We start from the raw sequence: 21,124 nt of genomic DNA, 5'->3' as shown, positions 1-21,124 counted from the left end.
CGAATGAAGTAGTCGTCCACGCGCCTCGCACGGATGTGAGGCGCGTGGACGACGCGCGTGCGCTCAGGGCAGGCGGACGAGGTTGAGGCGGTACTCCTCGACCTGAGGCAGCTGCTGGGCCGCCAGTCCGTCCAGCAACTGCCGGTGAGCGACGGGCAGTTCCTCGTACATCTTGGTGGGTGGGGTGCTGAGGGTGTGCGAGGCGAGCACGTCGATGCCGGGAAACCACTGGGCGAGCTGGTCCGGGCCGGCGCAGGCCCAGCGCATACGGGCATCGACCTTGCTGAGCGCGTCGTGGTGGTCCTGGCCGGCGATGAAGGCGGGCCCGGCAGTGTCCAGGGCCAGCAAGGCACCGGGGAAACGGTCGGAGAGCAGGCCGATGGCGTGCCGGGCGCCCGCCTCGTCGAGGAACGGCAGGACGGCTTCGGCGGCGAGGAAGTACGGGCCCGCACTCCGCGCGGTCACGATGTCGGGCCAGGCCGCCTCCGTGACCGACGCGGCGATCGCCGTACGGCGCGGGGTGTCGGGGACGAAGGTGCGGCGCAGGGCGGTGACGTCGGGCAGGTCCAGGTCGAACCAGTGGGCGGTGCCGTTGTCGAGGCGCTCGTAGCGGGTGTTGAGCCCGGCGCCGAGTTCCACGAGGGTTCCGGCCGGGTGGGCGGTGAGGAAGCCGCTGACCCAGTGGTCGAACAGGGCGGTGCGCAGGACCGCGCCGGTGAGGCTGGGCAGGTCGTCGAAGCGCGTGAAGTCGTAGTCGAGCGAGGCGACGAGCTCCGCGGCGCGCGTGTCGCCCAGGACGCTGTCCTTGCGGCGGGCGTCCACGGCGCGGCCATAGAGGGGAATGAGCAGGGTTTCCTGGACGCTGCCCAGCTGTATGCCGGTGCCGTGCTGTGCCGCTGTCATCTCTGCCTCCCGTGCAGGGGTCCGGACCGGGCCGGGCGGCGCCGTGGCTGCCGGATGTTCGCCGCCCGGCCCGGAGTCTTCAGAGGGTTGCCAGGGGTTCGGAGTGCTCGTGTACGCAGGTGTCGTCGATGCCGTAGGTGTCCCAGGCGGGGAACGGGTCGACGGGGGAGGGGCTCTCACCCGGCGCCATGAGACAGGAACCCAGGGCCGCATGCAGGGCGTCCCGGTTCAAGTCCGTTCCGATGAAGACCAGTTCCTGGGCTTCGATGCCCTCGGTGTCGCGGGCGGCGGACGGCTCGAAGCGGGCGACGGAGCCGGCCTGCGACCACAGGCCCGTCACGTGCGGCCGGCTGGCCAGTGTGAAGAACCCCTTGGAACGCAGGACCTGGCCGAACGCGCCGCTGTCGAGCTGCTCCGTGACGAAGCTCCACAACCTCCCCGGGTGGAAGGGGAGCGGGGAACGGAAGAGAGTCGAGGAGATGCCGTACTCCTCCGTCTCCGGGACGTGGTCGCCATTGAGTTCGCGGACCCAGCCGGGCGCCTGCTGGGCGCGGTCGAGATCGAAGAGGCGGGTGCCGAGGACGTCGGCTGTGCGCACCTTGCCGTGAACGGCGGGGACGATGCGGGCGGAGGGGTTGAGGCGGGAGAGGGTGGCCCGGAGCCGGTCGGCCGTGTGTTCGTCGACGAGGTCGAGCTTGTTGACGACGATGACGTCCGCGAACTCGATCTGGTCCATCAACAGGTCACTGACGGTGCGCTCGTCGTCCTCGTACGGGGCGAGGTCGCGCTCGACGAGCTCGTCGCCGCTCGTCAGCTCCGGCAGGAAGTTCGCCGCGTCGACGACCGTGACCATCGTGTCCAGGCGGGCGACGTCGCCGAGGGTGGCTCCGTCGTCGCGGTCGAAGGCGAACGTGGCCGCCACCGGCATGGGTTCGGAGATGCCGGACGACTCGATGAGGAGATAGTCGAAGCGGCCCTCGCGGGCCAGCCGGTCGACCTCGTCGAGCAGGTCGTCGCGCAGGGTGCAGCAGATGCAGCCGTTGGTCATCTCGACCAGGCGTTCCTCGGTGCGCGACAGGGCCGCGTCGCCGCCGCGGACCAGGGCGGCGTCGATGTTGACCTCGCTCATGTCGTTGACGATGACCGCGACGCGCAGGCCCTCTCGGTTGCTGAGGACGTGGTTGAGAAGGGTCGTCTTGCCCGCGCCGAGGAAGCCGGACAGGACGGTGACGGGCAGGCGGTCGAGGGACATTCGCGGTCAGCCCTCGGGGTGCAGCAGCCCGCGCTCGTACGCCTTCACGAGCCGCTGGGGGACCAGGTAGGAGACGCCGTCGACGGTGATCGGGGCGAGCCGGGGCGTGGTCGCCTTCCACTGGGCGCGGCGGTGGCGGGTGTTGCTGCGGGACATCTTCCGCTTGGGGACGGCCATCAGGGGCTCCTGTATCGGTGGTGGGGACGGGGAGTGTCGGGGAAAAGGCTATATGAAAATGGATCCCATTACCAAGTCGCTTGCGTGAGGGATCGCATGAGGGATCGCATGAGGGATCGCCCTGCTCGGCTTCAGGCGGGTTGCGCAGTCACTGTTCTGGCTCCCCAGTGCCGGGCGCGGAAGGTGCCGGCGAGGCGGCAGATCGCGTAGATGCCGAACGAGATGGTCGTCACGTACGGGCTGATCGGGACGGAGCTGCCGAGCGCCAGCAGGATGCCGCCCTCGATCGAGGCAACCGCGAACACCACGCTGAGCAACGGCAGCAGGACTGGTGAGGCGGTGACGCGGCCGGCGGCCGCGGCGGGGGTGACGACGAGCGTGAGGACCAGCAGCGCGCCGACGACCTGTACCGACAGGGCCACCGCGAGCCCGAGCACGATCATGAAGGCGAACGAGAGACCGCGTACCGGCACGCCCCGGGCCGCGGCGACGTCCGGGTCGGCGCTGGCGAAGGTCAACGGTCGCCACAGCACCACCAGAGCGGCGAGCACCAGGGCGGACGTGCCGAGCAGCCACGCCGTCTGCGGGGTGTCGACGGCGACGATCTGGCCGGTGAGCAGGCCGAACTTGTTCGCCGCGCGCCCCTTGTAGAGGGCGAGGAAGAGGACGCCGAGGCCCAGGCCGAACGGCATGAGGATGCCGATGGCGGAGTTGCGGTCGCGGGCCCGCGTGCCCAGGGCGCCGATCGCGCCCGCCGCGAGGAGCGAGCCCACGATCGAGCCCGCCACGATGTTCGTCCCGAGCAGCAGGGCGGCCGAGGCGCCGGCGAAGGAGAGTTCACTGATGCCGTGCACCGCGAAGGGCAGGTCGCGCAGGATGACGAAGACCCCGGCCAGGCCGCCGACCAGGCCGAGCGCGGCGCCGGCGATGAGCGAGTTGCGGACCAGAGCGAGGAGTTCGCCGTAGTGGTCGAAGGCGAAGACCTGGTGCCAGATCCCGTCGGCGAGGATCAAGGGCGTGCTCCTTCCTGGTCGGGGGCGTGGTGGGGTGGGGTCGCCGGTTCGTCGGGTACGCCGACGACCACGATGCGTCCGCGTACGCGGACGACGTCGACCTGGGTGCCATACAGCCGGGACAGCGACTCGGAGGTGAGCACCTCGTCCGGAGTGCCGACGCGGTGGCCGCCCGGGGCCAGGTACAGGACGCGGTCGACGAGGTCGAGGACGGGGTTGATCTCGTGGGTGACGAAGACCACCGCCGTGTCGTGGGAGCGGCGGCGGGCGTCGATCAGTTCGGTGACCGCCCGCTGGTGGTGCAGGTCGAGGGAGACCAGGGGCTCGTCGCAGAGCAGGATGCGCGGGTCGGTGGCCAGCGCCTGGCCGATGCGCACGCGTTGACGTTCGCCGCCGGACAGCATGCCGAGGGGGACGTCGGCGTAGGCGGAGGCGCCGACTGCCTCCAGGATCTCGTCCACCCGGCGGCGGGCGGCTCCCGAGCGTAGCCGGGGTCCGAAGCGGTGCCCGTCGATGCCGAAGCGGACCAGGTCGCGGGCGCGCAGCAGCGCCTGTGCGGATACCTCCGCCTGCTGTGGGACGTAGCCGATGTGCCGGGCGGCCTCGCGCGGGGTGCGGCCGAGGACGGTCAGGGTTCCGGCGGAGAGCGGCTGTCGGCCCAGCAGGGCTCGCACCAGGCTGCTCTTGCCCGAGCCGTTCGGCCCGAGCACTGCCACGAACTCGCCCGGATGTACGTCGAGTTGGAGGTCCTGCCACACCGTGTGCGCCCCGTAGGACAGGGCTGCGCCGCGCAGGCCGATCAATGCGGTCCCGGCTCCGCCCCGGCGGGCCCGGGGCGCCAAGGTCGCGGTCTGCTGTCTCACTTGTCCAGCGCGCTCGCGAGCGCGTCCACGTTGGAGGTCATCCAGCCCAGGTAGTCCTTGCCCTTGGGCAGGGTCTCGGTGACCGGGACGACGGGGATGTGCGCGTTCTTGGCGGCGTTCACGACCTTCTCGGACTGCGGCCCCGAGGTCTGCGCGTTGTAGACCAGGGCCTTGACCTGCTTGCCGCTGTACAGCGCCAGGGTCTCCTGCAGGACCTTGGGGGAGACGTCGTGGCCCTCCTCGACGGCCTCGCTGAACTCCTTGGGCGTCTTGTTCACCAGGCCGCTCGCCCCGGTCAGGTACAGCGGCACGGGTTCGGTGATGCCGATGGCCTCGCCGTCGTGCTTCTTCTTGATGTCCGCTTCCTTCGCCTCAAGGCCGGCGAGCTTGCCCTTGAAGGTGGCGGCGTTCTTGGTGAAGGTCGCGGCGTGTGCGGGGTCGGCCTTGCCCAGGGCGGCGGCGATCCGGTCGGCGATCTTGGCGACGGAGGGGAAGTCGTACCAGACGTGCTCGTTGAGCTCGCTGCCCGGGGCGGTGCGGCCGGAGACCTTGACCGCGTTGATCAGCTGGGCGGAGGAGTTGTTGCCGCTCCCCAGCATGCGGTCGATGAAGTCGTCGTAGCCGCCGCCGTTCTCGATGACGACCTTCGCCTTGGACAGGGTCAACTGGTTCTGGGTGTTGGCCTCGTAGGAGTGCGGGTCCTGGGAGGGGTCGTTGATGACCGAGGTGACCTCGACCTGGTCGCCGCCTATCTGGTGCGCGATGTCGCCGTACACGTTCGTGGAGGCGGTCACCGCGATCTTGTGGGAGGAGCCGTGTGACGTACTCGGCTCGTTCTTGGCATCCGACGATGCGCCGCAGCCTGCGAGGAGGGTGATACCGGCGCCGGCTATCAGGGTCAGGCGCAGGGCAGAAGGTGGCGTGGGCATGGGTCCTCCAGGGGAAGGGGGCTGTCCTCGGGGACCGAGAGTCCGGTGCCGAGGCGGGCGGGCACCAGGCTAGATGAAAATGATTGTCGTTACGACGCGAGAGTGAGGGTAGATGGAAATCATTGCCAAGTGTTGACGCGACGATGGCGGCTGGTCGGCAGTCGCGGAACCCCGGCGACTCACCTCTGTTGACCGGGACATGCGCACCTGCCCGCAGACCACCAGCGGCAGCTGTAGGCGGCGGTGAGCGTGAGGAAGGCGGGTGCGTGGAGCAACGTTCCCCAGCGGTCGCGGAGTCGGGTGACGCCGGCTGGCGCGCTCGCCGGGCGGCCCGGCATCAGTCGTGCGTGCGCGACGAGTACGCCGAGGAACACCGCGGCCCCACGCAGGCAGGCCCACCGGAACGCGTCGGCCCCGCCCACCACGAACATCCCCTGCTGGCTGAACGTACGCAGCCCAAGGACGAGCCCGACCAGCCACCCGGCGAGCCCCAATCCGGCGAGGTGATCGGCCAGGTAGGGGAGTACGGCGAAGAAACCGATGTTGAAGGTGTACTGCGAAGCCACCAGGAGCCTGGGCAGTGCGGGCGGCGCCCGGTAGTTGCGCAGGGCGGCACCGGGGCGTGTGCGTCTGATGGTCGAGGTCATGCGAACTCGCATGCCGCAGTGAGGAGTGCACGGGTGTACGGGTGGCATTCCCCGGGTGCCGCCAGTGCCTCCGCCGGCAGGGTCTCCACGATCTTCCCGTCCTTGAGGACGGCGACCCGGTGGGCGAATGAGGTCACCACGTCCATGTCGTGGCAGATGAACAGGTAGCCGAGCCCCAGCTTCCGCTGCAGTGACTCCAGCAGGTCGAGAACGCCGGCCCGCACGGTCGGATCGAGCCCGGAGACCGGTTCGTCGAGGATCAGCACCTCGGGCTCGGAGGCGAGCGCTCGTGCGATGCCGATGCGCTGGCACTGGCCGCCGGAGAGTTCATGGGGGCGGCGGGTGCCGAGGGCGGGGTCGAGGCCGACTTGGCGGAGCAGTTCGTCGACCCGGTCCGGACCGTTCGTGTCGTTCCAACGCCCTTGTACGCGCAGGGGTTCCGCGATCGCGTCGCGAATGCGTTGGCGCGGGCTGAGTGATCCGTACGGATCCTGGAACACCGGCTGGATGTGCGGCCGAAGCGCCCGCATCTGCGTGTCGTCGAGTTCGAGGAGGTCCCGTCCGGCGAAGCGGACCGATCCGGAGGTGGCGGGGCGCAGCCGCAGGACGGCCTCGGCGGTGGAGGACTTGCCGGAGCCGGAGGCGCCGATCAGGGCGAGGGTCTCGCCGCGTGCCACGTCGAAGGAGACCTTGTCGACCGCTGTCACAGGGGCCTCGCCGCGGCGTCGCCCCGGGTAGCTGACCGTCAAGTCACGTACAGACAGCAGAGGTTCGTCGGTTCCCTCTGGCGGAGGGCGGTGTCCGTGTCGGGTCGCGTCGAGGAGCCTGCGGGTGTACGCCGCCTTCGGCTCGGTCAGGACCCGGGGCACCGGTCCGGTCTCCTGTACCGCTCCGCCGTGCAGCACGGTGATCCGGTCCGCCCACCGACTGACGAGCGGCAGGTCGTGCGTGATCAGCAGGAGAGCTGCTTCGGACGCGGCCCGTTGCTCGGCGAGCAGGTGGAGGATCTGGTCCTGGACGAGGGGGTCGAGAGCGGTGGTGGGCTCGTCGGCGACGAGCAGCCGGGGGCGGTGCAGGGTTGCCAGGGCGATGACGGCGCGCTGACGCATGCCGCCGGAGAACTCGTGCGGATACGCGCGGGCGCGTCGCGGGGCGTCCGGGATGCCGACGCGGTCGAGGGCGGCGACGGCGCAGGCTCGCGCCTGCCTCCTGCTGAGGCTGCCCAACGACCGCAAGGATGCGGTCAGTTGATCGCCCACGGGGTGCACGGGGGAGAGGACCGACAAAGCGTCCTGCGGCACGTATCCGATCGCGTGCCCCCACAGCCGCCGCTGCCCGCCGGGCTCGATGTCCCGCCCGGCGAACCGCACGGTGCCGCTCAGCTCCGCTCCGTACGGCAGCATCCCGAGCACGGCCCGCGCCGTCAGGGTCTTGCCCGCTCCGGACTCGCCGACGAGCGCATGTGTCTCGCCGACTCCGATGTCCAGGCACACGTCCCTCACGGGCGGGGTGCGGCTCCCGGGCGCAGTGATCGTCAAGCCCCTTACCGAGAGCAGTGGTTCGGGGAGCTCGGGCGGCGACTCGGGTGACACGGACGGGTCCCTTCTTCGTGCGGGGCATGGGCGCGGGGGAGGGTGCGCGACCGGGGACGGCGAGCGGGGCCGCGGCACCCTCCCTGGGGCGGCCGGGTGGCGCGACGCCGTCGGGCGGCGCCGGCCGGCGGTCTCAGGATCCGTGCGCCGACACCGGCTCCGAGGGGAGCGGAGTGCGCCGCTTGCGGGCCGGGGTACCGCCCCATGAGAGGGACGAGACGGAGACCGCGAGACCCGCCAGCGCGGCCAGCGCGACGGCGGGAGCGAGCGCCGCCCACGGGGCCCGTTCCAAGTAGGAGCGGGACTCGTCGAGCAGCAGGCCCCACTCCGGCGCGGGCGCCTGCGCGCCGAGGCCGAGGAAACCGAGCGCGGCGAGGGCGAGCGCGACGCCGGGCAGGCGCAGCACCGCGTGCCGGGCCACGGGTCCGGCGACGGCGGGCAGCACGTGCCGGGTCAGGATCCGGCTGTGCGTCGAACCGAGCGCTTGCTGCGCGACCAGGAACCGGGACGCTCGCACCTCGCCCACCAACGTCGCGGCGTGCGCCGCCAAGGGCGGCCAGGCGGTGAGGGTGACCGCGAGGGCCGCGCCCGAGGCGCCGGGGCCCGTGACGACGGCGACGAGCAGCCCGACGATCACCGGGGGTAGCGCGTTGGCGACATCCGCGAGGCCCGCCGAGAATACCGGCAGGAATCCGAGAGCGAGTCCGGCGAGTGCGCTCACCGCGGTGACGGCGGCGGCCGTGCCCACCGTGGACGCGGCGCCGTGCCCGAGCCGGGCGAGCACGTCCCGGCCGAGACCGTCCGTGCCCAGGGGATGAGCGAGCGAGGGAGGGGCGAGCCGCGCCGCGGTCTCCACTGTGTACGGGTCGCGCAGCAGTCCCGCGACGGTGACGGCAAGCAGCGCAACTCCGAGCAGCACGGGGACGGCGACGCGCGACCGAGTGACAGTCGCCGACTGCGGTGCAGGCAGGGCGAGTTGGGCATCCCGCAGGCCGGGGCCCAGCAGGCGCAGACGGGCAAGGTGAGCCAGGACTCCGGCCGCGAGTCCCAGCGCGAGCAGCGCCAGGACGCATCCCTGAAGCAGAGGCACGTCCTGTGACTTCGCCGCCCCGAGGGCGGTGCGCCCGATCCCGGGAATCGCGAAGACGGTCTCGACCGCGACGGCGCCCCCGGTCAACCCCACGGCAACGAGACCGAACTGGGACACTACGGCCGGAACCGCCCGCCGCAGCCCGGCCTGCGCGATCCGCCACGAGGAGACCCCCGAGGCCCGCCACAGCTCGGCCCACCGTTCCCCGTACGCGCCGGGCAGGGCGTCCGCGACCAGCCGCCCGAGCAGCCCGCCCGCCGGAACGCCCATGGCGAGCGCGGGCAGCACCATGTCCACGGGGCCGCTCCACCCGGACGTGGGCAGCCACCCGAGCCAGACCCCGATCAGCAGCAACCCCACGGTGGCGAGCAGGAATTCGGGCACCGAGGCGAGCATCGCCGCCCCGGCCCCCGTACTCGTCCGCCCGGCCGGCGTCCCGCGAGCCCCGCGCACCACGGTCCGCACGCACAGCCCGGCCGCGAGCAGCAGCGCCACGCCCAGCGAGACGGCCATCAGGGCCAGCGACACGGTGAGCGCCGCCAGCACACCCGGCCCGACCTCCGCACCCGACACCCAGGACGTACCGAGATCGCCTTGCGACAACCCGCCCAGCCAGTGGCCGAGTTGGGCCAGGGGACCGATGCCCAGCCCGAGGTCGTCCCGGACCGCGGTGAGCGCCTCGGGCGTCGGCTCCTGCTCGGCGGAGCGCGCCCGCAGCACGCTCAGTGCCGGATCCCTGCCCGAGAGCCACGGCAGCAGGCCGACGCAGGCGACCACCAGCACAAGCGCGGCAGTGCGACTGCACAGGGCCGCTCCCAGGGCCGCGCGCCCCCGTACACGCATCACGACGCGCCTACTTCACGTACGTGTCGAGGCCGATGAGTTCCCGCTCCCGCGGGTCCTTCACCGAGCCGGCGACGTTCGTCGCGTCGCCCTGGATCACGCGCTCGTGCAGCATGGGAATCGCGGCGCCGGTCTTCAGGACAGCGGCTTCGGCGGCGATGATTCCGCGGCGCCGCTTGTCTCCGGCCGGCATCTCGCCGGCCTTGTCCAGGGCGGCATCCACCCCCGCGTCGGCGAGCTGCGCGATGTTGAACGAACCGTCGGAGGCGAAGTCGCTGTACAGGTACGCGGCCGGGTCGCCGGAGTCGAGAATCGTGGCGCGCGACAGGATGAAGGCGTCGAACTTTCCTTCCAGGGCGTCGGCCTCGATGTTGGCGTACTCGCGGATCTCGAGCTTGACCTTGAAGCCCGCCTTCTGCAGCTGCTGTTGCAACACGGCGGCCGCTTCGGGGAGTTCGGCCCGGTCGGTGAAGGTGCCGATGGTGATCTCCGCGCCGTCCGGGTCGGCGGTCTTCGCCCGCCCGGTGACCTCGGAGCGCAGCTTCCCGGCCCAGGGCAGCGCGGGCCCGAGCAGCCCGTCGGCGACATCGGCGCGGCCCTCGTACACGCCCTTCACGATCGATCGGGCGTCGATGGCCTCGCGGGCGGCGGCTCGCAATCCGGCCTTACGGAACGGGCCCGACTCCGTATTGAGGTAAAGGGTGTTGGTGCGCGGCATCGGCACCTCGGTGATCTGGTTCTCGGCCAGGAGCGACGCCTGGGCGACAGGGATCGCCTCGACGATGTCGGCCTCGCCGCTGCGCAGCGCGGCGGCGCGCGCGGTGCCGTCGGGGACATACTTCACGTCGATCCCGGCCGCCTTCGCCCTGCCGCCCCAGTAGTGGTCGTACCGGTCGAGGGTGGCGAAGCTCGTGCCGCCGGACCTGGTCAGCGTGAACGGCCCGGTCCCGGTGCCCACGGGGTTCACCGTCTTCTTGCCGTACGCCTTCGCGGCCAGGATCGACAGCTGTGGCGAGGACAGCCGCTGGGGAACGAGCGGGTCCACGTCGGCCGTGGTGACCCGTACGGTGTGGGTGCCGTTGGCGGCGACGTCCATCTCCACGCCGTCGAGGATCCGCGGCTTGGGTGAGGCGTGCGCGGCGCGCCGCAGGGATCGTACGACGTCCGCCGCCGTGAGCTTCGTACCGTCGTGGAACGTGACGCCCTCACGCAGATCGAAGTTCCAAGTGCGGCCGTCCTGACGCCAGTTGGTGGCCAGCATCGGCTGGGCGTCACCCTCGGCGTCGAGCCTTACGAGGGTCTCGGCGGTCGACCATCGGGAGAGCTTGAACGCGTCGTCGCTCAGCGGCGAGAGACCGGAGCGAGGAGGCTGCATCATCGCGACCCGGATGCGCTTGCCGCCCCCGCCCGCGCCGTCGGACGTCGCGGAGGACGCGAAGCAGCCGGAGAGCGCGGGTATGGCGATCGCGGTGGCGGACACGGCGGCCAGCAGGCCGCGCCGGGAGAGGGCGCGGCGGGCGGCAGGGGCAGGCGGGAGCACGGCACATCCAAGCAATAGGGAGGCAATGGAACGGTAAAGCTGCGAGGTGAGGGAACTTAGCAGATGACAATCATTTTCATCAAGCTGCTTCGCTCGCCAGGGCCGGCCGCGTGCGTCGGCGAAGGCGGCTGGGTAGTCCGTGCCGGGGTGCCAGGCACCAGGTCGCGGTGAACAGGAGGGTCAGTACGCACACGATGCAGCCGCCCGCCGCGAGGTCGTAGGCGTAACTGACGTAGAGGCCGGCGAGGGCGCCCGTGCCCCCGATAAGGGAGGCGAGCAGGGTCATGGTCCACAGGCGTTCGGTCAGCATGCGGGCCGCGGCGGCCGGGGTGATGAGCAGGGACAGGACGAGGATGTTGCCGACGGCCTCCAGGGACATCACGATCGTGGCGGTCACCACCGCGTACAAGGTCAGGTCGAGGCGGAGTACCGGCAGGCCGGCGGCGCGGGCCGTCTCCCGGTCGAGGCTGACCGCGACGAGCGGCCTGCTCAGCAACAGGACCACGGCGACGAGCACGGCGCCGAAGCCGGCCGCCGTCCACACGTCCTCCGGTCCGACGGCCAGGACCTGCCCGAACAGGAACGAGGAGAGGTCGGTCGACCAGCCCTCCTGTGTCGAGGCGAGGACGAGGCCGAGGCCGAACGCGCAGGAGAAGAAGACGCCGATGACGGTGTCCTCCTTCAGGCGGCGGTTCTGCGAGACGAGCGCGATGAGCAGGGACGTCGTCAGGCCCGCGAGCGCGCCGCCCAGCAGGAGATTGCCCTGGAAGGCATAGGCGAGGGTGACGCCGGGGAAGGCCGAGTGGGAGACGGCCTCGCCGATGAAGGCCAAGCCGCGCAGGACGACGTACACGCCGACCACCCCGCACACCAGACCCGTGATGGTGGCGACGGCGAACGCCCGCTGCATGAAGGGGAGTTCCCATGGTGCGAGCAGGAAGTCGATCACGCGGCCGCCTCCTGCGCGGCTCGGTCCAGGCCGAAGGCGCGCAGCATCTGCTGCGGGTCGGCGAGGAGTTCGGGTCCGCCGTCGGCGACCACGGTGCGGTTGAGCAGGGTGACGCGGGTGCAGGTGCGGGCGGCTGCCGCCAGGTCGTGGGTGGTCATCAGCAGGGCCTTGTCGTCGGCGGCGAGGCGGATGAACAGGTCGGTGAGCAGCTCCTGGGTGGGTACGTCGACGCCGGTGAACGGTTCGTCCAGGAGGAGGAGCCGGGGGCGGGTCGCCAACGCCCGTGCCACGAGGACGCGTTGACGCTGGCCGCCGGAGAGTTCTCCGACGGGGCGGCGGCGCAGGTCGGCGAGGCCGGCCAGCTCTACGGCCTCGTCGGCGGCGGCCCGCTCCTCGCGGCTCGGGCGCCGCGGGAAACCGGCCCTGCGGGTCAGGCCGGACAGGACGGCTCCGGTGATGTCGATGGGGAAGTCCCAGGCGAATTCGTGGCGTTGGGGTACGTAGCCGATCAGGTGACGAGCGCGGTCCGGAGGGATCCCGTCGACGGTGACCGTGCCGGTGCTGAGCGGGACCAGGCCCAGCACGGCGCGCAGCAGGGTGGTCTTGCCCGCGCCGTTAGGGCCGAGCAGACCTAGCAACTCGCCGTCCCTCAAGGTGAGATCGGCCCCCTCGACGGCCGGTCGGCCGCCGAGCGACACGCTCACGTCCGCCACGTGCAGGAGTGCCGTCACGCGGGGCCGCCCTCGGCCGTACGGGTACGGCGTCGTCGCGCGGTGATCACGGCGACTGTGCCCAGTGTGGCGAGCGCGGCAGCGGCGGCGCCGAGGAGCGCCGCGGGCGGCGCGCCCGTCGAGGCCATGGAGCCCTTCGCGCCCTGTGAGCCATCGGCTCGGGACGAACTCCCCCCGGGGGTGGAGCTGTCGCCGTTGCTGTTGTGCCTGTCCGTGGAGGCGCCGTCCTTCGCGGTGCCCTCCCCGCCCGGCGTCACCTTCGACGGATCCTCGTCGCCGACCACGAACGCCACGGTCTCGGTGTCGCTGACGGCCGTGCCGTCGGCGAGCTTGCCGCTCATCTTGAAGGTCAGCCGGTAGGTGCCCTCCTTGCTGAAGGCCCAGCCGCCGTGCGCGTGGGTGTTGGCGGCGACGTCGAAGGAGTCGGGCACGCCGTCCTTGCTGTTGAACAGCACGTCGGCGCCCGACATCGCGTCGTAGGTGTACAGCGCGTACGCACCCGGCCCCTTGACGGCCGTGAGTGAGAACTTCACGCCGCCCTTGGCCGCCCCCGCCGCGATGTTGTCCGTCGACCAGCCCGGCCACAACAGGCCCTCCTGCTGGACCTGGTCGAGCAGCCACACCGGGTCGCCAGCCTTGCCGAGGAAGGCGAAGTCCTCGCCGGACGGCAGGGTCTTGCGCGCCGCCGACTTGACATGCAGCACCACGGACGACGGTTCTCGCCACGTGGTCCTACCGGAGATCGTGCCGTCCTTGACGTGGATCTGCAGCCTGCGGCCGATGACACGCGCCGCGAAGTCGATGTGGCCCTCGTCGAGGACCTTCTTGTCCGTGGCGACATCGCTGTCGGCGGCCGTCTTCGCGGTCACCTTGGTGGGTGCCTTGGTGGGTGCCTTGTTGGTGCGGGTGAAGGGCGACGCGGCGGCCGTGACAAGGGGGCGGGCGGCGGGCTGCGAGGGCTCCGAGGGCTGTGGCGTCGGGGCCTCGACCTCGAGTTCGGGGGTCTCCCGCGCGTCCTCGACCGCCTCGTCGCCCACCAGCACGGTGTAGTGCGTGTCGGCCGAGAGCCGTCGCCCGTCCAGGGTGGTGGCTCGTGCCGTGAGCGTCGCCGTGTATGTGCCGTCGGCGCTGAACGTCCAGTGGGTGGCGCCCTGTTGGCCCGTCGGAAGCGCGTGGGCGTCGGGCAGCCCGTCCGTACTGTCGAAGACCGGTGTGCTCTCAGGCGCCTCAGCGTCCTCGTACACCCGCAGGTCGCCGGGTCCTTCGAGGTCGGTCAGCGACCAGCGGACCGTGTCCTGATCCACCGAGCCCTCGGGCACACCGGTCGTGTCCCACCCCGGCACGGGGGCGTCGGCGGCGCGGCCGTCGGGTATCTCGATCACCCGCTCCGACGCCGTGCGGTCCGCGTCAAGCACCAACTTCCCATCCGTGTACGTGATCTGGCCGAGGGGATGCTGTTCAGGCAGGGGCTCGTCCGCCGAGGCCGGACCGCTCACCCCCGTCGCCAGTGTTGCGGCGAGGGTCACCGCCGTCGCCGCGCTCAGGGCCGTTCTGCCGGTACGGGCGCCGTTCGTCTGTGCCGGGCTCTTCATCAGGCTTGTCCTCCCAGGCACTTCGCGAGTTCGCGCGCGTTGTGCCGCATCATCGATTCGTAGCTGTCGACGTCCCCGCCGAACGAGTCGCCGTAGATCGTGCAGACCCGCACCCCCTGGTCCTTCGCGACCCGCTTGAGCACGTCGGCGCGTGCGGCGAGGTTCGGTTCCACGAACACCGCGGGGACCTTCTTGTCGCGGATGGTGGCGCCGAGCTTCTCCACTTCGGCGGCGCTCGGCTCGCGGTTGGGCACGGGCACGACGAAGCCGGCCACCTCCATGCCGTACGCCTCGGCGAGATAGCCGAACGCGTCGTGTGTGGTGATGAGTTGGCGGTTCGCCTTGGGGATCGTGGCGAGGGTGCGGGCCACCTTCTGGTCGAGCGCGTCCAGCCGCTTCAGGTAGGCGGTCGCGTTCTTCTCGTACGTCGTCGCGCCCTTCGGGTCGGCCTTGGTGAGCTCGGCCTCGATGCGGCGCACGTACGCTTGCGTGTTGGCGACGTCCTCCCAGGCGTGCGGGTCAAGGTCGCCGTGGACGTGCTTGCCGATGACCGCCTGCGGCAGCACCCACACGTCGTCGCCGGGCCGGCCCAGGAAGGCGTACGGTTTCTCCTTCGGCACCGACTCCTTCGCCCGGCCGGGGACGTTCAGGACCACTTCGTCGGCCGGGTGCCTTTCGCGTTGACCGTTCGCGCCGTCGGCCCGTACGTACACCTTGCCGGTCTCGGCATTGAGGGTGACGTCGGCGTGCCCGCCGTCGAGGACCCTCGCCCCCTTCGGCGGTCTCGTGGCGTCGCCGACGGTGAACGTGAAGGTCCCGCTGCCCAGCGCGCGGCCAGATCCCTCGTCGGGCTCGGTGCGGCCCCCGATGGTCAGCCGGTACGTGCCGGGCTTGCTGAACGCCCAGTTGACGTGCGTGTGCGCGCCGGCCGGCAGCGTGAAGGAGTCCTTGGCATCCAGTCCGTCGGCGGAGTCGACGTACACCTGCGGGCTGCCGAGGGTGTCGGTGAGGTAGACCCGCAGATCGCCGGGGCCTTCCAGCTTCGTGACGGTCGTACGGACCTGCGTGCCGTCCCCGGCGACCTGGCCTTCGACGGCCCAGCCGAGCCACAGCACGTCGAGGCCCAGGTCCTCCTCCAGCTTCATCGCCTTGCCGCCGTACTGTTCGAGGCGCTCGGCGATCTCGATCTTCGGGGCGGACTTGGGGGCGTTGGTGCGGGCCATCTTCATGATGCCGGGCTCTTCGAGCAGCAGGCCGTTGCCGAAGACGACGTCGGCGCGGGCGACCTTGACGGCGTCGCCGGGGCTGGGCTCATAGGAGTGCGGATCGCCGCGCGTCGGCACGATCGAGGAGACGTCGACGCGGTTGCCGCCCACCTCCTGGACCAGGTCGGCGATGATTGCGGTGGTCGTCGACACCGTCAACTCGGCGTCGGATACGCGGGGTTGGGCGCTGCTGCAGCCTGCGGCCACTACGGCGAGCAGGGCGCAGACCGCGCTCGCCGCGAGCCCGGTGGTGGTACGTCTGGGACGGCCCCTCATGGGCCTCCTCCTTGCTGTGGTAGGGGTACGGTCGGGCCGCGTACGGCGTGGGTCAGGTGCATGCCTGCCCCCGCCCGCGCCGCACGCGGAGCTCTCACCGGGAGGTGCGTCGGCGCCGCGCCGCCAGTACCGCGACACCGCCCGTGAGCAGCGCCAGGACGGCCGCACCGCCGACGAGGGCGACGCGCGCGCCGGTGGAGGCGAGGGCGCCGGTGCCGGATGAACCGCCGTTGGATTCAAGGCTGTTGCCCGCACTCGACGCGCTGGACGAACCTACAGAAGCCGTCGGCGCGCCGGAGGCCGAGACCGAAAGACAGGCCGAAGGCGATGCCGAGGCGGTGCCGGACGGGCTCTCGCTCGGCGCCGCTGTCGGCGTTGCGGTGGGCGTGGCCGTCGCCCCGTCCCCCGCGCCCGGCTTCACGGTGCCCGGGTCGATGTCGTCACCCACCACCCACGCCAGGGTCTCGGTGTCACTGACCTTCGTGCCGTCGGCGAGCGTGGCGCTGAGTGTGAACGTGGTGCGGTACACGCCCTCCTTCGTGAACGTCCAGTTCCAGTGACCGTGCCCGTGCGCGTACAGGAGATGGGTGTCGGGCAGCCCGTCGCCGCTGTTGAAGACGGGGGTCGGAGTCCCGCCCAGGGAAGCCGTGTTGAACATGGCCACCGAGCCCGGCCCCTGTACCGCGTCGAGCCGCGCCGTGATCGGCCCGTCCAGGTCGGAGTCGTCGAAGTCGGGCACGCCCCAGCCCGGCCAGAGCAGCCCGGCGATCTGGCTCTGCGGGAGCCACCACACCGCGTCGCCCTGCGTGCCGAGGAAGCCGTAACCCGCCGGGATCTTCCGCCGGGCGCCGGGCTTCACATGAAGGACGAGCCGGCCGGGCTCGTACCACTGGTGTTCCTGGCCGACGGCCTTGCCGACCTGGAACTGGAGTCCGCCGCCCACGGGACGCGGCGCGAAGTCGAGGTGCCCGTCGTCGAGTACGACCGCGTCGCCTTTACGGGGCGGGGCGGTCGGCGACGACGGCGTGTTCGAGGGGGTGACCGGGGGAGGGGTCGTCGGCGCCGTGCCGTCACCGGGCAGCACGTCGGCCGGATCCACGCTGTCCCCGACGACGACCGCCAGCGTCTCGGTGTCCGTGCCGCCCTCGCCGCTCACGGTCAGGGTGAGGCGGTAGACGCCCTGGGCCGTGAACTGCCATATGGGCAAGAGGTGTTGTGCGGTCGCGGGCAGCGTGAAGGACTTCGGTGCGCCGTCCGCGCTGGCGAGGTGGGCGACGGCCGCCTCGTTGCGGTTGTCCATGTCGCGGGTGTACGTGGCGATGCCGAAATCCCCGGGCCCCTCGTACCCGGACAGCTCCACCTGGGCGTCGCCGCCCGCCTCGGTGCCGTTCCAGCCTGGCTCCGGCGCGAAGAACTCCGCGTCCGTCCATACGTTGTTGAGGGCCCAGGCGGTGCCCACCGGCCCCATACCGAGGGCCTCGCCGACCGGGCTTGCGGTGTCCTGCAGTGCGGCCTGCGGTACGTGCAGGACGACCTCGGAAGGCTCCCGTACGACGGTGCCGGTGCCGCCGCGGTCGTCGATCTGCAGCTCCAGTTTTCCGTCGACCTGCCGCGGGGCGAAGTCGATCTCCCCCTCCTCGATGACGACGGCCCCACCCGCGGCACGGGCGGTGCCCCCGCCGCCGGCGACCAGCCCGGCCGCACCGACGAACACGGCGGCCGCCGTCGCTAGTGCCGCGGCCGTGAGGGCCGGGCGTCTGTCCTGTGTGAGCGAACGCATGGTGAAGGTCTGCCTTCTTGAGTGCGGGGCGTGAGCGGCGTCGCCTGTGGTGCGGGCGCCCACACCACCGGCGACGCCGTGCCGAACCTCTGCCCCTAGCTGACGACGACGGTGTACGTCTCGGTGGCGGACTCGACGGTGCCGTTCACGGTGCCTTCGACCTTGAAGGTCAGCTTGTACGTGCCGGCCTCCTCGAAGGCCCAGTTGGCGTGGTTGTGGGTGGCGACGCCGAAGTCCCTTGCCTTGTAGCTGGTGGTGGCCGGGTCGCTGTCGTACCAGCGGGTGCCGCTGCCCGCGTAGATGCTGAAGTCGTCGGTCGAGGCGCCGTTGCGGGTGGCGCCGGTGAGGGTGAACTTCACCTTGTCACCGATGAAGACGCCGGTCGTGAGGTGTTCGGTCGAGATGCCGGGGAACAGCACGCCCCTGGCATTGGCGGTGGCCTCGTCGGCGGGCAGCAGCCACACCTGGCTGCCGGTGCCGAGGAAGCCGTAGCCGGGGTTGGCCACCTTGGCCTTGGCCGGCACGGACAGGGTTACGTCGGCCGGGGCGTACTCGGTGTTGGTCACCTCGTCGTGGACGTGCAGATGCAGGTCGGCGCCGTCCCAATCGGCGTCGACGACATCGACGTGACCTGCGGAAAGAGTCGTGGCGGCGGCGGCCGGAGTGGCGGCGAGGGCCACCGCGGCGAGCGCGGCGGCGGCCGGTCCTGCGATGGAGAAGGTACGCGTGAAGGCGCGCAAAGTGATCCCCCCTGGATCAGAAGGTGTGCGCACTGGAGTACGCACGAACAAGCACACGATAATCATTTTCAACAATGTTGCGCAATGGCCCTGGTGGTCAGGCTGGAAAGCAACTTGCCGTCTGTGCCCGGGTGTTCAGTCCGCGTTTCGGATGTCCAGGCGCAGATGCTCGATGTGGTGGACGGCCTGGTCGAGGAGCGCGGCCACGTGGTCGTCGTAGAGCCGGTAGACGATGCGGCGGCCGTCGCGCCGGCCGGTGACCAGGCCGAGGGCGCGCAATAGGCGCAACTGGTGGGAGACGGCAGACTGTTCCATGCTCACGGCGGCGGCGAGTTCGCCGACCGGATGGGGTTGTCGGCGCAGCGCGGTCAGGATGCGCAGGCGGGACGGGGTGGCCAGGGCCTGGAGTGTGGCGGCGACGGAGGCGGCGGTGGCCTCGTCGAGGCGGGTGGCCGCGAGGACGTCGCGGCCACCCCTCTCGGTGTCATCGGCGTGCACGGGTGCGGGCCTCGCGCGGTGGGCGGATGCGCTGGAGATCCAGTGCGGCGGGTGGTTCGGCGACGCCGGGGCCGCCCGCCGCCGCCCAGGCCACCAGGTCGTCGGTGCAGTCGTCGTCTGTCGCGAAGCCGATCCAGACCGCGCGGGCGCCGGCCCGGCGCCCTGCGCCGGAAGGCTGGACCACGATGACGTTGGCCTGGTCGCAGGGGCCGAGGCAGTCCGTCGTACGCACGTGGAAGCCGTGCTCGGCGGCGCCCGCGCGCAGCCGGTCGAGCTGCCGGGCGTGGTCGGTGCCGGGGTGCTTGCGCGGGTTGCCGCAGCAGCAGCCCCGGCACACGACAAGGGTGCACGGCAGGGGCGCCGCCGCCCGGATCACGGACCGGTTCACACCGTGGTCCGGGACGGTGCGCCGTAGGTCCTGATACGGCCGTCGCGCCAGGCGACCGTGAGCAGGTGCGGCCCAGCCCATGCCAGCGCCGCGACCGGCGCGCCGCCTCCCGCCAACTCGCGTACCGGACGGAGGAGTTGTCGAGGCCGACCGGAAGTGGCGTGCCACAGGGCCACGGTCCCGTCGTCGCCGCCGCTGGCCAGGTGCCCGGCGGCGCCCGGCCGCCAGGCCAGTGCCGTGACGGTCTCGTGGCGGCGCAGCGAGCGCGGCGCGGTGCCCGCCGGGCCCTTGCCGGAGAAGTCCCAGACCGTCACGTCCGGTGCACCGTCGGCGGCGAGCCAGAAGCCGCTGTCGTCGAAGGCGAGCCGGGAGACCTTCTCCGGGTAGCCGGACATGGTCAGCTCGCTGGCGTCGCGGGCGCGCCAGATGTGGATGGAGGCATCCTGGTTGCCGCTGCAGATCCACTTGCCGGTGGGGGCGACGGCGAGCGCGAGGTGCGAGCCCACGTAAGGGTAGGTGGCGACCGGTTTCTCGGTGTGCCGCTCGTGACAGCGCACCGCCCCGTACGCGGCCACGGCCAGCCGCCGTCCCTGGCGCATCCAGGCGAGATCGGTGACGGTGGACGCGGCCGGTTCCGTACGCCACAACTCCTCGCCGTCCGCGTCGAGTACGAGGGCACGTCGGCCGGAGGCGACGGCGAGGCGCTGCCCGTCGGCCCAGGCGGCGGAAGCCGACCAGGCGCTGGTCAACTTCGATGTCCTACGCCCGTCGGAGCGCCGCCACAGCGCGTACCCCATCGGCCCGGTGACCGCCAACGCGCCCGCGTCCGGCGCCAGGTGGACGCTGAGCGCGCCACCGGGCAGATCGACGGCGCCGACCGTGGCGCCCGAGGCGGCATCCAGCACCCGCACACTGCCCTCGGCTCCGGCGACCGCGACCAGGTCACCACGGGCGCTGAGCGCGACGGGTGCGTCGTCGACGGCGATGTTCCAGGCGAGCGGAGTCTCGGGGGACTGGATGGTGGTGCTCACGCGACCGCCCCTGCCGTGGCCAGGCAGTCGGCGAAGCCGCGCTCAAGCGCCGCACGGTCGAGGTTGCGGCCGATGAACACCAGCTTGTTCGAGCGGGGTTCGCCCTCGCGCCACTGCCGCCCGAACTCCCCGTCGAGCAGCATGTGCACGCCCTGGAAGACGTACTGCTGGGGTGCCCCGGCGATGGCGAGGATGCCCTTGGAGCGGAAGATGTCCACGCCCTTGGTGCGCAAGAGGTTCCCCAGCCAGGCGTTGAGCCGGTCCTCGTCGAGTTCGCCGGTCAGCTCGATGCCGACGGAGGTGACCGTGGTGTCGTGCTGGTGCTCGGTCTCGGTGAGGAAGGCCGGGTCGTCGGCGAGCACCCGCTCCAGATCGAACGCCCCTACGTCCAGGACTTGTTGGAGGTCGACGCGGGCGTGCTGAGCGCGCAGGATCTGTACGGGCGCGTTGATGGAGCGGACGCGGGCCTCGACCTCGGCGAGCGTCGCCGCGGCGGCCAGGTCGGTCTTGTTGAGGACGATGCGGTCGGCGAAGGCGATCTGCTCGACGGCCTCGTTCTCGACGCCCTCGGGTTTGACCTCGTCGAGGTGCTGGAGGACGTGCGCGGCGTCGACGAGCGTGACGATGGCGTCGAGGCGCAGCTGGGAGGCGATCTCGTCGTCCATGAAGAAGGTCTGCGCGACGGGGGCGGGGTCGGCGAGCCCGGTGGTCTCGATGAGGATGTGGTCGAACTTCTCGCGGCGGCGCATCAGGGCGCCCAGGATGCGGATGAGATCGCCGCGCACGGTGCAGCAGATGCACCCGTTGTTCATCTCGAAGATCTCCTCCTCGGCGTCGAGGACGAGCGCGTCGTCGATGCCGACCTCGCCGAACTCGTTCTCGATGACGGCGATCTTCATGCCGTGGTTCTCGGTGAGGATGCGGTTGAGGAGGGTGGTCTTGCCGGAGCCGAGGAAGCCGGTCAGGACGGTGACAGGGACCCTCTCGTCGTGCGGTTCGCTGGTTTCGGGGGTGGTCAAGTCGGG

Annotated in this window: 19 protein-coding genes and 1 pseudogene; all 20 read right to left on the bottom strand. The window is 71.4% G+C overall.

From position 1 onward, the window contains the following. Positions 1–63: 63 nt before the first annotated feature. The 20 genes and pseudogenes from EOT10_RS19640 to EOT10_RS19540 all read right to left on the bottom strand — a co-directional run bounded on the left by EOT10_RS19640 (position 64) and on the right by EOT10_RS19540 (position 21,118). The gene (locus EOT10_RS19640; protein ID WP_223281093.1) at positions 64–903 is read right to left on the bottom strand and encodes a class I SAM-dependent methyltransferase; all 840 of its coding nucleotides are present in this window, start codon (positions 901–903) and stop codon (positions 64–66) included. A 79-nt stretch (positions 904–982) separates the two neighbouring features. After that, entirely contained in the window at positions 983–2,155 is a 1,173-nt protein-coding gene (locus tag EOT10_RS19635) for a GTP-binding protein (protein ID WP_127829510.1), read from the bottom strand. A 6-nt stretch (positions 2,156–2,161) separates the two neighbouring features. Further along, positions 2,162–2,332, bottom strand: a complete 171-nt coding sequence (rpmF, locus tag EOT10_RS19630) for a 50S ribosomal protein L32 (protein ID WP_127829509.1) — start codon at positions 2,330–2,332, stop codon at positions 2,162–2,164. 131 nt (positions 2,333–2,463) lie between these two features. Next, positions 2,464–3,345, bottom strand: a complete 882-nt coding sequence (locus EOT10_RS19625) for a metal ABC transporter permease (protein ID WP_127829508.1) — start codon at positions 3,343–3,345, stop codon at positions 2,464–2,466. Then, positions 3,342–4,208 (bottom strand): metal ABC transporter ATP-binding protein, encoded by an 867-nt coding sequence (locus EOT10_RS19620; RefSeq protein WP_431313304.1) that lies wholly within the window; start codon positions 4,206–4,208, stop codon positions 3,342–3,344. Before EOT10_RS19620 ends, EOT10_RS19625 begins: the two co-directional genes overlap by 4 nt. Further along, positions 4,205–5,137, bottom strand: a complete 933-nt coding sequence (locus tag EOT10_RS19615; RefSeq protein ID WP_127829507.1) for a metal ABC transporter solute-binding protein, Zn/Mn family — start codon at positions 5,135–5,137, stop codon at positions 4,205–4,207. The genes EOT10_RS19620 and EOT10_RS19615 overlap by 4 nt, the downstream gene beginning before the upstream one ends. A 410-nt stretch (positions 5,138–5,547) precedes the next feature. Next, positions 5,548–5,784: pseudogene (locus tag EOT10_RS19610) on the bottom strand (MFS transporter); the annotation flags it as partial. Continuing rightward, complete coding sequence (locus EOT10_RS19605) at positions 5,781–7,322, bottom strand: ATP-binding cassette domain-containing protein (RefSeq protein WP_189491792.1); 1,542 nt, start codon at positions 7,320–7,322, stop codon at positions 5,781–5,783. The gene EOT10_RS19605 and the pseudogene EOT10_RS19610, both read right to left, overlap by 4 nt. 187 nt (positions 7,323–7,509) lie before the next feature. Then, the gene (locus EOT10_RS19600) at positions 7,510–9,309 is read right to left on the bottom strand and encodes an ABC transporter permease subunit (RefSeq protein ID WP_127829574.1); all 1,800 of its coding nucleotides are present in this window, start codon (positions 9,307–9,309) and stop codon (positions 7,510–7,512) included. Between the two features lie 10 nt (positions 9,310–9,319). Then, on the bottom strand, positions 9,320–10,801 hold the full coding sequence (locus EOT10_RS19595; RefSeq protein WP_431313306.1) for an ABC transporter substrate-binding protein: 1,482 nt from the start codon (positions 10,799–10,801) through the stop codon (positions 9,320–9,322). A 127-nt stretch (positions 10,802–10,928) separates the two neighbouring features. Next, the gene (locus EOT10_RS19590) at positions 10,929–11,798 is read right to left on the bottom strand and encodes an anchored repeat-type ABC transporter permease subunit (RefSeq protein ID WP_127829505.1); all 870 of its coding nucleotides are present in this window, start codon (positions 11,796–11,798) and stop codon (positions 10,929–10,931) included. Further along, on the bottom strand, positions 11,795–12,529 hold the full coding sequence (locus tag EOT10_RS19585; protein WP_223281092.1) for an anchored repeat-type ABC transporter ATP-binding subunit: 735 nt from the start codon (positions 12,527–12,529) through the stop codon (positions 11,795–11,797). The genes EOT10_RS19590 and EOT10_RS19585 overlap by 4 nt, the downstream gene beginning before the upstream one ends. Next, positions 12,526–14,121, bottom strand: coding sequence for a TIGR03773 family transporter-associated surface protein (locus EOT10_RS19580; RefSeq protein ID WP_127829504.1), 1,596 nt, complete (start codon positions 14,119–14,121; stop codon positions 12,526–12,528). Before EOT10_RS19580 ends, EOT10_RS19585 begins: the two co-directional genes overlap by 4 nt. Next, complete coding sequence (locus EOT10_RS19575) at positions 14,121–15,662, bottom strand: anchored repeat ABC transporter, substrate-binding protein (RefSeq protein WP_127829503.1); 1,542 nt, start codon at positions 15,660–15,662, stop codon at positions 14,121–14,123. Before EOT10_RS19575 ends, EOT10_RS19580 begins: the two co-directional genes overlap by 1 nt. A 94-nt stretch (positions 15,663–15,756) precedes the next feature. Then, positions 15,757–17,442 carry a choice-of-anchor M domain-containing protein gene (locus tag EOT10_RS41350; RefSeq protein ID WP_189491790.1) on the bottom strand — a complete coding sequence of 562 codons (1,686 nt, stop codon included), beginning with the start codon at positions 17,440–17,442 and terminating at the stop codon, positions 15,757–15,759. 95 nt (positions 17,443–17,537) lie between these two features. Continuing rightward, a complete protein-coding gene (locus tag EOT10_RS19560) occupies positions 17,538–18,182 on the bottom strand; it encodes a choice-of-anchor M domain-containing protein (protein ID WP_127829502.1) in 645 nt (214 codons plus the stop codon). Between the two features lie 135 nt (positions 18,183–18,317). Continuing rightward, positions 18,318–18,680, bottom strand: coding sequence for an ArsR/SmtB family transcription factor (locus EOT10_RS19555; protein WP_127829501.1), 363 nt, complete (start codon positions 18,678–18,680; stop codon positions 18,318–18,320). Beyond that, the gene (locus EOT10_RS19550; protein ID WP_431313305.1) at positions 18,667–19,119 is read right to left on the bottom strand and encodes a (2Fe-2S) ferredoxin domain-containing protein; all 453 of its coding nucleotides are present in this window, start codon (positions 19,117–19,119) and stop codon (positions 18,667–18,669) included. Before EOT10_RS19550 ends, EOT10_RS19555 begins: the two co-directional genes overlap by 14 nt. Continuing rightward, positions 19,065–20,099 carry a WD40 repeat domain-containing protein gene (locus tag EOT10_RS19545; protein ID WP_223281091.1) on the bottom strand — a complete coding sequence of 345 codons (1,035 nt, stop codon included), beginning with the start codon at positions 20,097–20,099 and terminating at the stop codon, positions 19,065–19,067. Before EOT10_RS19545 ends, EOT10_RS19550 begins: the two co-directional genes overlap by 55 nt. Then, positions 20,096–21,118, bottom strand: coding sequence for a CobW family GTP-binding protein (locus EOT10_RS19540; protein ID WP_127829499.1), 1,023 nt, complete (start codon positions 21,116–21,118; stop codon positions 20,096–20,098). The genes EOT10_RS19545 and EOT10_RS19540 overlap by 4 nt, the downstream gene beginning before the upstream one ends. Positions 21,119–21,124 lie beyond the last annotated feature (6 nt).

The sequence above is a fragment of the Streptomyces antnestii genome, from assembly GCF_004005495.1.
GTDB lineage: Bacteria > Actinomycetota > Actinomycetes > Streptomycetales > Streptomycetaceae > Streptomyces > Streptomyces antnestii.
The sequence above is the reverse complement of the archived record's forward strand: the minus strand, read 5'-3'. Positions and strand labels throughout refer to the sequence as shown.

Coding starts and splice junctions, on each gene's coding strand:
- EOT10_RS19640 (WP_223281093.1), bottom strand. CDS start 903: ATGACAGCGGCACAGCACGGCACCGGCATACAGCTGGGCAGCGTCCAG.
- EOT10_RS19635 (WP_127829510.1), bottom strand. CDS start 2,155: ATGTCCCTCGACCGCCTGCCCGTCACCGTCCTGTCCGGCTTCCTCGGC.
- rpmF (WP_127829509.1), bottom strand. CDS start 2,332: ATGGCCGTCCCCAAGCGGAAGATGTCCCGCAGCAACACCCGCCACCGC.
- EOT10_RS19615 (WP_127829507.1), bottom strand. CDS start 5,137: ATGCCCACGCCACCTTCTGCCCTGCGCCTGACCCTGATAGCCGGCGCC.
- EOT10_RS19600 (WP_127829574.1), bottom strand. CDS start 9,309: ATGCGTGTACGGGGGCGCGCGGCCCTGGGAGCGGCCCTGTGCAGTCGC.
- EOT10_RS19580 (WP_127829504.1), bottom strand. CDS start 14,121: ATGAAGAGCCCGGCACAGACGAACGGCGCCCGTACCGGCAGAACGGCC.
- EOT10_RS19575 (WP_127829503.1), bottom strand. CDS start 15,662: ATGAGGGGCCGTCCCAGACGTACCACCACCGGGCTCGCGGCGAGCGCG.
- EOT10_RS41350 (WP_189491790.1), bottom strand. CDS start 17,442: ATGCGTTCGCTCACACAGGACAGACGCCCGGCCCTCACGGCCGCGGCA.